This window comes from Pantoea sp. CCBC3-3-1 (genome assembly GCF_007981265.1).
In the GTDB taxonomy this organism is placed as follows: domain Bacteria; phylum Pseudomonadota; class Gammaproteobacteria; order Enterobacterales; family Enterobacteriaceae; genus Erwinia.
The window spans coordinates 4,519,435-4,528,917 of sequence record NZ_CP034363.1; the positions used below are offsets into that span (position 1 = coordinate 4,519,435).

General features: G+C 50.0%; 14 protein-coding genes. All 14 read right to left on the bottom strand.

Annotation, left to right across the window (positions count from 1 at the left end; translation table 11 throughout):
• Nucleotide 1: 1 nt before the first annotated feature.
• Nucleotides 2-304, bottom strand: a complete 303-nt coding sequence (rplW, locus tag EHV07_RS21210; protein WP_147200084.1) for a 50S ribosomal protein L23 — start codon at nt 302-304, stop codon at nt 2-4.
• Entirely contained in the window at nt 301-906 is a 606-nt protein-coding gene (rplD, locus tag EHV07_RS21215) for a 50S ribosomal protein L4 (RefSeq protein WP_023656564.1), read from the bottom strand. Before rplD ends, rplW begins: the two co-directional genes overlap by 4 nt.
• A gap of 10 nt (nt 907-916) precedes the next feature.
• Complete coding sequence (rplC, locus tag EHV07_RS21220) at nt 917-1,546, bottom strand: 50S ribosomal protein L3 (RefSeq protein ID WP_147200085.1); 630 nt, start codon at nt 1,544-1,546, stop codon at nt 917-919.
• 32 nt (nt 1,547-1,578) lie between these two features.
• On the bottom strand, nt 1,579-1,890 hold the full coding sequence (rpsJ, locus tag EHV07_RS21225; protein ID WP_001181005.1) for a 30S ribosomal protein S10: 312 nt from the start codon (nt 1,888-1,890) through the stop codon (nt 1,579-1,581).
• A 326-nt stretch (nt 1,891-2,216) separates the two neighbouring features.
• The gene (gene bfr / locus EHV07_RS21230; protein ID WP_147200086.1) at nt 2,217-2,699 is read right to left on the bottom strand and encodes a bacterioferritin; all 483 of its coding nucleotides are present in this window, start codon (nt 2,697-2,699) and stop codon (nt 2,217-2,219) included.
• Between the two features lie 84 nt (nt 2,700-2,783).
• The gene (gene bfd, locus EHV07_RS21235; RefSeq protein ID WP_147200087.1) at nt 2,784-2,978 is read right to left on the bottom strand and encodes a bacterioferritin-associated ferredoxin; all 195 of its coding nucleotides are present in this window, start codon (nt 2,976-2,978) and stop codon (nt 2,784-2,786) included.
• Nucleotides 2,979-3,140: 162 nt separating this feature from the next.
• Nucleotides 3,141-4,325: an elongation factor Tu gene (gene tuf, locus EHV07_RS21240; RefSeq protein WP_147200088.1), complete on the bottom strand. Its 1,185-nt coding sequence runs from the start codon at nt 4,323-4,325 to the stop codon at nt 3,141-3,143.
• A gap of 70 nt (nt 4,326-4,395) precedes the next feature.
• A complete protein-coding gene (gene fusA, locus EHV07_RS21245) occupies nt 4,396-6,510 on the bottom strand; it encodes an elongation factor G (protein ID WP_147200089.1) in 2,115 nt (704 codons plus the stop codon).
• 93 nt (nt 6,511-6,603) lie between these two features.
• Nucleotides 6,604-7,074 (bottom strand): 30S ribosomal protein S7, encoded by a 471-nt coding sequence (gene rpsG, locus EHV07_RS21250; RefSeq protein ID WP_125289829.1) that lies wholly within the window; start codon nt 7,072-7,074, stop codon nt 6,604-6,606.
• 96 nt (nt 7,075-7,170) lie between these two features.
• Nucleotides 7,171-7,545: a 30S ribosomal protein S12 gene (gene rpsL, locus EHV07_RS21255; protein ID WP_075182598.1), complete on the bottom strand. Its 375-nt coding sequence runs from the start codon at nt 7,543-7,545 to the stop codon at nt 7,171-7,173.
• Nucleotides 7,546-7,669: 124 nt separating this feature from the next.
• Complete coding sequence (gene tusB, locus EHV07_RS21260) at nt 7,670-7,957, bottom strand: sulfurtransferase complex subunit TusB (protein ID WP_147200090.1); 288 nt, start codon at nt 7,955-7,957, stop codon at nt 7,670-7,672.
• Between the two features lie 7 nt (nt 7,958-7,964).
• On the bottom strand, nt 7,965-8,324 hold the full coding sequence (tusC, locus tag EHV07_RS21265; protein WP_147200091.1) for a sulfurtransferase complex subunit TusC: 360 nt from the start codon (nt 8,322-8,324) through the stop codon (nt 7,965-7,967).
• Complete coding sequence (tusD, locus tag EHV07_RS21270) at nt 8,324-8,698, bottom strand: sulfurtransferase complex subunit TusD (RefSeq protein WP_147200092.1); 375 nt, start codon at nt 8,696-8,698, stop codon at nt 8,324-8,326. Before tusD ends, tusC begins: the two co-directional genes overlap by 1 nt.
• Complete coding sequence (locus EHV07_RS21275; RefSeq protein ID WP_147200093.1) at nt 8,698-9,420, bottom strand: transcriptional regulator; 723 nt, start codon at nt 9,418-9,420, stop codon at nt 8,698-8,700. The genes tusD and EHV07_RS21275 overlap by 1 nt, the downstream gene beginning before the upstream one ends.
• Nucleotides 9,421-9,483: the final 63 nt, after the last annotated feature.

The window sequence follows — 9,483 nt, forward strand, 5'->3', positions numbered from 1 at the left end:
CTTACTCAGCGCCGCCGACGAAGTCCAGATTCTGGCCTTCTTTCAGGGTGACGTAAGCTTTTTTCCAGTCGTTACGACGACCAATACGCTGTCCGGAACGCTTAACTTTCCCTTTCATTACCAAGGTGTTAACGTCCTTCACTTCCACTTCGAAAAGTTTCTGCACAGCGGCTTTGATTTCTGCTTTGGTCGCGTCTTTAGCAACTTTGAGAACGATGGTGTTAGTTTTTTCCATCGCAGCAGATGCTTTTTCAGATACGTGCGGCGAGCGCAGTACTTTCAGCAGACGTTCTTCACGGATCATGCCAGCATCTCCTCAACTTGCTTAACTGCGTCAGCAGTCATAACGACTTTGTCGAAGGCGATCAGGCTAACTGGGTCGATACCCGCTGCATCACGTACGTCAACCTTGTACAGGTTGCGAGCGGCCAGGAACAGGTTCTCTTCCAGTTCGCCAGTGATGATCAGCACGTCTTCCAGCGCCATGTCTTTCAGTTTCTCTACCAGCAGCTTAGTTTTAGGTGCTTCCAGAGAGAACTGCTCGACAACGATCAGACGATCTTGACGTACCAGTTCGGACAGGATGCTTTTCAGCGCGCCGCGGTACATCTTTTTGTTAACTTTTTGACTGTGGTCCTGCGGCTTTGCAGCGAAGGTCACGCCACCGGAACGCCAGATTGGGCTCTTTACAGAACCTGCACGCGCACGGCCGGTACCTTTCTGGCGCCACGGCTTTTTGCCGGAACCAGTTACTTCAGCACGGGTCTTCTGAGCACGGGTACCTTGACGGGCACCTGCTGCATAAGCAACAACAACCTGATGTACCAGCGCTTCGTTGAAATCACGACCGAAGGTAGTTTCGGAAACAGTCAGCGCGCTTTGCGCGTCTTTCAATACTAATTCCATTGCTATCCCCTTACGCCTTCACAGCTGGTTTAACAATCAGGTCGCTACCGGTAGCACCGGGAACTGCACCTTTAACCAGCAGCAGGTTGCGCTCAGCGTCAACACGTACTACGTCCAGGCTCTGAACAGTTACGCGCTCATTGCCCAGCTGGCCTGCCATTTTCTTGCCTTTGAACACTTTGCCCGGAGTCTGGTTCTGACCGATAGAACCCGGAACGCGGTGAGACAAGGAGTTACCGTGAGTAGCATCCTGAGTACGGAAGTTCCAGCGCTTAACAGTACCGGCAAAACCTTTACCTTTAGATGTGCCAGTCACGTCAACTTTTTTCACGTCAGCGAAAATATCAACGTTAATGCTCTGACCTACGGTGAATTCGTCGCCAGAAGCGGTACGGAATTCCCACAGACCACGGCCAGCTTCAACGCCAGCTTTAGCAAAATGGCCTGCTTCAGGCTTAGTTACACGGTTTGCTTTTTTAGCACCGGCAGTTACCTGAATAGCAGTGTAGCCGTCGTTTTCCAGGCTCTTAACCTGAGTAACGCGGTTTGCTTCAATTTCGATCACGGTTACTGGGATTGAAACGCCATCTTCAGTGAAGATACGCGTCATGCCCACTTTTTTACCGACTAAACCAATCATTGTTTCAACCTCTCAATCGCTCAATGACCTGATTAACCCAGGCTGATCTGCACGTCAACACCTGCAGCCAGATCCAGACGCATCAGAGCATCAACCGTTTTTTCAGTTGGCTCAACGATGTCAACCAGACGCTTGTGAGTGCGAATTTCATACTGATCGCGCGCATCTTTGTTGACGTGCGGGGAGATCAGAACGGTAAAGCGCTCTTTGCGGGTCGGCAGAGGAATTGGACCACGAACCTGCGCACCAGTGCGCTTTGCAGTCTCAACGATTTCTGCGGTCGATTGATCGATCAGACGATGATCAAACGCTTTAAGACGGATACGGATTCTTTGGTTCTGCATGAGACCAGAGCTCCAATTATTTATAAACGAAAAAAATTACTACTCACACCCATTACGATTGATGGGGGAGTGTAATCGTCTGCACATAACTCCCCGATTGGGAGTATTGTCAGGGAGCAAGTTGCTCGCCTGCGGTTCAGATTGAACCGGGCCGTCATTTCTGACAGGCCCGCGCATTATACGTACATGAGCACGTAAAGCAACCTGTTTATCACATTGACTGGCGTTAAGCGGCAGAAAAAGCAGAGATGCGGCATCTGTAAAAAAGAAAAATGCCGCTGGCGGAAAGGCTTCAGCGGCATTCAGATTGATAACTCATTGTTACACTAGCCCTTCTCTTCCACTTTGATTTGCGACTGCAAATAGTTCTGTATGCCAATTTTCTCAATCAGACTCAGTTCTGTTTCGAGAAAATCGATATGGTGCTCTTCATCTTCCAGAATGACGATCATCATATCGCGGCTAACATAATCGTGCACCTTGTCGGCCCAGGCTATCGCTTCCCGCAAATCTTTTGCGCCTTCTAACTCCAGAATCAAATCTGACCTCAACATCTCTTCTACATCTTCCCCGATACGAAGTCGTCCCAGGTCCTGGAGATTGGGCAATCCTTCGAGAAAAAGTATCCGTTCGATGTATTTGTCAGCATGCTTCATTTCATCGATGGATTCGTGATACTCAATATCGTTAAGGCGCATCAGCCCCCAATCTTTGAACATACGCGCATGCAGGAAATACTGGTTAATAGCAACCAGCTCATTTCCAAGTAGTTTATTTAAATGGCTTATGATTTTTGCATCGCCCTTCATTTTGCTTCCTCCGCTTCCAGTTATTAAGAGCGTAGATGCACAATGAAGGAAGTCAAAAAACCATGACTAAATGTAGGGAGATGATCAGGCGATTTCTTTGTACTGCGGCGCGTTTTGCAGCTCTTCATTCATAATATCGCGGGCCAGACGGATGCACTTACCGCATTGTTTTCCCACGGGTATTAACTGGCGAAGTTGCTGGATTGATTTAGGCTGATAGCGGCGAACAACTTCGCGAAGTTTTTTATCACCGATCGCGTTACACAAACAGACGTACATTTTCTTACCCCAGTACAAATAATGATCGCATTGTAAATGCGAATCGTTTTTGTTTCAATCAGGGCATCGATAAACGTTAAATAACAGCCATAAAAAAAGAGCACCGAGGTGCTCTTTTTATTTGCGCTGGCAGAGTAAACCCTACCAGTAAATCATCGACAATTAAGCGATAACTTTAGCAACAACGCCCGCACCAACAGTACGGCCGCCTTCACGGATTGCGAAACGCAGACCGTCGTCCATTGCGATTGGGTGGATCAGGGTAACAACCATTTTGATGTTGTCGCCTGGCATTACCATCTCAACGCCTTCTGGCAGTTCGATGGTACCGGTCACGTCAGTTGTACGGAAGTAGAACTGTGGACGGTAGCCTTTGAAGAACGGAGTATGACGGCCGCCTTCGTCTTTAGACAGGATATAAACTTCAGACTCGAACTGAGTGTGAGGCTTAATGGTGCCTGGCTTAGCCAGAACCTGGCCACGCTGGATATCTTCGCGCTTGATACCGCGCAGCAGGATACCACAGTTTTCACCCGCACGGCCTTCGTCCAGCAGCTTACGGAACATCTCAACGCCGGTACAGGTTGATTTCACGGTATCTTTGATACCAACGATTTCAACTTCTTCACCCACTTTAACGATACCGCGCTCTACACGACCGGTAACAACGGTACCACGGCCAGAGATAGAGAATACGTCTTCGATTGGCAGCAGGAACGGCTTGTCGATTGCGCGCTCTGGTTCTGGGATGTAGTTATCCAGGTGACCAGCCAGCTCGATGATCTTAGCTTCCCACTCAGCGTCGCCTTCCAGCGCTTTCAGAGCAGAACCGTGAACGATTGGCGTGTCGTCGCCTGGGAAGTCGTACTGTGACAGCAGGTCACGTACTTCCATCTCAACCAGTTCCAGCAGCTCTTCGTCATCAACCATGTCACACTTGTTCAGGAACACGATGATGAATGGAACGCCAACCTGACGACCCAGCAGGATGTGCTCACGGGTCTGAGGCATTGGGCCATCAGTCGCAGCAACAACCAGGATCGCGCCGTCCATCTGAGCAGCACCGGTGATCATGTTTTTCACATAGTCGGCGTGGCCTGGGCAGTCAACGTGCGCGTAGTGGCGAGTTGGGGTGTCATATTCAACGTGAGAAGTGTTGATGGTGATACCACGAGCTTTTTCTTCTGGCGCGTTATCGATCTGGTCGAATGCACGAGCAGAACCGCCGTAGGTTTTAGCCAGAACGGTGGTGATAGCAGCAGTCAGGGTAGTTTTACCGTGGTCAACGTGGCCGATGGTGCCCACGTTGACGTGCGGTTTGGAACGTTCAAATTTTTCTTTAGCCACGACGATATTCCTTACTTTAATGCTCTCACTCCGAGGTGAGAGCATATGATCAATATTTTAAAACTGTAGCTTATTTGCTACGAGCTTCAATAACGGCCTGAGCGACGTTGTTCGGCGCATCATCATACTTCAGGAACTCCATGGAGTATGAAGCACGGCCTTTGGTCAGAGAACGCAGCTGAGTTGCATATCCGAACATTTCAGACAGCGGAACTTCAGCGTGAATCTGAACGCCAGTAGCGTTAGATTCTTGTCCTTTGAGCATACCACGACGACGGCTAAGGTCACCGATAACGTCACCGGTGTTCTCTTCCGGAGTCTCTACTTCAACCTTCATGATCGGCTCAAGCAGAACTGGGCTTGCTTTCTTAAAGCCGTCTTTGAACGCGATAGAAGCAGCCAGTTTAAACGCCAGCTCTGAGGAGTCAACGTCATGGTATGAACCAAAGTGCAGACGCACACCCAGGTCAACAACCGGATAACCAGCCAGCGGGCCGGCTTTCAGCTGCTCCTGGATACCTTTGTCAACCGCAGGGATGTATTCACCAGGAATTACACCACCTTTGATGTCGTTGGTGAACTCGTAACCTTTCGGGTTAACGCCCGGCTCCAGTGGGTACATGTCGATAACAACATGACCGTACTGACCGCGACCACCAGACTGCTTAGCGTGTTTACCTTCGATATCGGTAACTTTCGCGCGAATCGCTTCACGGTAAGCAACCTGAGGTTTACCGACGTTCGCTTCAACGTTGAATTCACGCTTCATGCGGTCAACGATGATGTCGAGGTGCAGCTCACCCATACCAGCGATAATAGTCTGGTTAGTTTCTTCGTCAGTCCATACGCGGAACGACGGGTCTTCTTTCGCCAGACGACCCAGAGCCAGACCCATTTTTTCCTGGTCAGCTTTGGTTTTTGGTTCTACTGCGATAGAAATTACCGGCTCAGGGAATTCCATACGCTCCAGAATGATGACGTTGTCCGGGTCACACAGGGTGTCACCAGTGGTTACGTCTTTCAGACCGATAGCAGCAGCGATATCGCCTGCACGAACTTCTTTGATCTCTTCACGCTTGTTAGCATGCATCTGTACGATACGGCCCAGACGCTCACGTGCGGATTTAACCGGGTTGTACACGGTGTCACCGGAGTTAACGATACCGGAGTACACGCGGAAGAACGTCAGGTTACCTACAAACGGGTCGGTAGCGATTTTGAACGCCAGTGCAGCAAACGGCTCGTCGTCGTCTGAGTGACGAACGGCTGGCGTGTCTTTACCATCGTCCAGCATACCGTTGATTGCAGTAACGTCAGTTGGAGACGGCAGATATTCGATAACCGCATCCAGCATCGCCTGAACACCTTTGTTCTTAAATGCAGAACCACAGGTAACCAGGATGATTTCGTTGTTCAGTACGCGCTTACGCAGAGAAGCTTTGATCTCTTCTTCAGTCAGCTCTTCGCCGCCAAAGAATTTATCCATCAGCTCATCAGAGCCTTCAGCTGCGGCTTCAATCAGTTTCTGGCGCCATTCTTCAGCCAGTTCCTGCATATCAGCTGGGATCTCTTCGTATACGAAGGTCACGCCTGCGTCAGCGTCGTTCCAGTTGATGGCTTTCATTTTGATCAAGTCAACAACACCGGTGAATTTCTCTTCTGCGCCGATAGCCAGCTGCAGAGGAACCGGAGTTGCACCCAGACGAGATTCAATCTGACCAACAACTTTCAGGAAGTTAGCACCCATGCGGTCCATTTTGTTAACGAACGCGATGCGTGGAACTTTATATTTGTTAGCCTGACGCCATACGGTTTCAGACTGTGGCTGAACACCACCAACTGCACAGTAAACCATTACTGCGCCGTCAAGAACACGCATGGAACGTTCTACTTCGATGGTGAAGTCAACGTGTCCCGGGGTGTCGATGATGTTTACGCGGTGCGGCTCGAACTGCTTAGCCATACCTGACCAGAAAGCGGTAGTCGCTGCGGAGGTAATGGTAATACCACGCTCCTGCTCCTGCGCCATCCAGTCCATGGTGGCTGCGCCATCATGAACTTCACCGATTTTATGGTTTACACCGGTGTAGAACAGAATACGTTCGGTAGTTGTAGTCTTACCGGCGTCGATGTGTGCACTGATACCAATGTTACGGTAGCGTGTAATGGGTGTTGTACGAGCCATTTGATTCCTCTGATTCTCGGACGTTCTAAGTTAGTAAAACCCAGCGGGTGGTCGACTTAGACGTCCGCTGGGTTAATAACAACTACGAAGCTGTTACCAGCGGTAGTGAGCGAACGCCTTGTTGGCTTCGGCCATACGGTGAACGTCTTCACGTTTCTTCACTGCAGTACCTTTGTTCTCTGCAGCATCAGAAAGTTCGTTCGCCAGGCGCAAAGCCATTGATTTATCACCGCGTTTACGAGCAGCTTCAACGATCCAACGCATTGCCAGAGCATTACGACGAACCGGACGGACTTCAACTGGTACCTGATAAGTAGAACCACCAACGCGACGGGATTTAACTTCCACGGTTGGGCGGACGTTGTCCAGGGCTACTTCGAATGCTTCCAGTTCACCTTTACCAGCACGCTGAGCCAGGGTCTCAAGAGCGGTATAGACGATAGATTCGGCGGTAGATTTTTTACCATCTACCATCAGGATGTTTACAAATTTGGCCAGCAGTTCTGATCCGAACTTAGGATCTGGCAGAATTTTACGCTGACCAATGACGCGACGACGTGGCATGGAAATACTCCGTTGTTAATTCAGGATTGTCCAAAACTCTACGAGTTTATTATGACATTTAAGATAAAACGTTTGGCCTTACTTAACGGAGAACCATTAAGCCTTTGGCTTCTTCACGCCGTACTTGGAGCGAGCCTGCTTACGGTCTTTAACACCTGAGCAGTCCAGCGCGCCACGAACGGTGTGGTAACGCACACCTGGCAAGTCTTTAACACGACCGCCACGGATCAGGATCACGGAGTGTTCCTGCAGGTTATGACCTTCACCACCGATGTAGGAGGTAACTTCAAAACCGTTGGTTAAGCGAACACGACATACTTTACGCAGTGCGGAGTTCGGTTTTTTAGGGGTAGTGGTATACACACGAGTACATACACCACGTTTCTGCGGGCAGGCTTCCAGCGCAGGCACGTTGCTCTTTGCAACTTTGCGTGCGCGTGGTTTGCGAACCAGCTGGTTAACTGTTGCCATTAAATAGCTCCTGGAATTTGCTTTTGCTTCGTAAACACGTAATAAATCGCCTCGTTAGATAACGAGGACGCAGAATTTTAGAGCTGAGCAGAAAAGGTGTCAAGAAATAACCAGGATATCGTACTTACCAGGTCATTTGTTGAGGGTGTTTTACCGTCAGCGCGACGAAATCATTATAGCTGATAGTAGCAGTAGTGGATGAAATTTGAGCAGAAAGACCACGCGCCTGAATATCCTCCTTTAAGACAAACAGGCTGACAGACGCCTTCCGCAGGCTCTCCAGCGCGCTGCTGCCTTCCAGCGCAGCCAAAACGCCATCCTGGAGCAACAGGAGATCGTCACCTTCGTTTAGCATCCGCAGCAGTGCGCTGAAATCGCATTTAAAGGGAGAGTTAATCAGCGTATGCAGCATAGATTCCTCAAAAAGTGATGATACGGTCGTAATTTTCCAACTCGGCCCGCAGCGCTGCGGGGGTTAAAACCTCTACCGGCAGCACTTTTTGTCCATCTAAGGCCAGGCCTCGTTCGCGCAGCGAAGCAGAACAGGCGTAAAAACGTTCAACATCGTACAGAGGAAGGACGCCAAAAGTGCGAATATAGTCGCGCGCCAGCACCTTGTCAGGCTGCTGATCCGGCAAAAGTTGCAACACACCGTCGCTGATAAAAAAAAGCGCGATCTCTTCGCTAAGCGCCGAAACGGCCATCACTGCGTCCAGCCCTTCCCTGCCCGCGCTGCTACCATGAGGTGCCTGAGTAAATACAAAAGCGATGCGGTTCATCAGAATTGCACCAGCCGTTCACAGCTCAGTGCCGCTTCCGCCAGCGCGCCCAGTCCGGCTAACTGAAAACCCTCAGCCAGGTTAGCCGCAGCACCCGCTTCCTGCTCGCTCGCGATGCCCCGACGCAGTGCTGCCGCCACGCAAATATTCAGCGTCACGTCGTGCTCACGCTGTAACGTTTGCCAGGCGCGCGTTAAGTCAAACTCGTCGTTTGCGGGCGAAGTCAAACTGCTGGCGTTCATTACGCCTTCCCGATAGAAAAAAATGCTGTCAAGTTGGTGCCCTTCAGCCAGTAAAGCTTGGGCAAAAAGCCAGGCGCTGCTGGCCTGCTGTGTGCCATAAGCGGGCCCGGTAACCAGCAAAGTAAAACGCATTAACGCTCAATCCCCTGTATATCGTCGCTTTTAAACTGGCGAATGTAGAGATAAACCGTATGTTTAGAAATATTGAGGCGGTCGGCCACCTGGTTAATCGCATCTTTGATATCAAAGATCCCCTTTTCATAAAGGTTAAGGACGATTTGGCGGTTTTTAGCATTGTTAGAGACGTTGCGATCGCCGCTGACTTCTTCAATGGTAAATTCCAGCGTCTGCATGACCAAATCTTCCACCGAAGAAGCAAAGTTTACCGATGAGGCAACTTCCTGTGTCTCAGGCGGCATAAACGTCGCCATAATTTGTGAAAAAGGGACGTCGAGATTCATGTTAATGCACAGCAAGCCAATAACACGCTGCTTGTCGTTACGGATCGCAATGGTGACGGATTTCATCAGCACGCCGCTTTTAGCGCGGGTGAAATAGGCCTTCGAGACATTACTTGCCGCATCGCGCATGTCGTGCAGCATGCGCAAAGCAAGATCGCTAACAGGTGAACCGATCTTACGTCCGGTATGCTCGCCATTCGCGATACGCACGGCGGAGCGATTTAAATCCTCCAGCGAGTGCAAAACAATTTCACAATGTGAGCCAATAAGCATCGCCAGCCCGTCGACCACCGCTTCATAGGATTTAAGAATAGCGTAATCGGTTTGCCCGAAAGGATGCTGCTCCAGTAATTCCAGATCGGTCATATCACCGGTAAAAATTGAACCAGACATTAAGACACCACCCTTAAAAGAGCCCGTCATACGGCGCCAGAACAGGCTCGTTTTGAAGAAAAC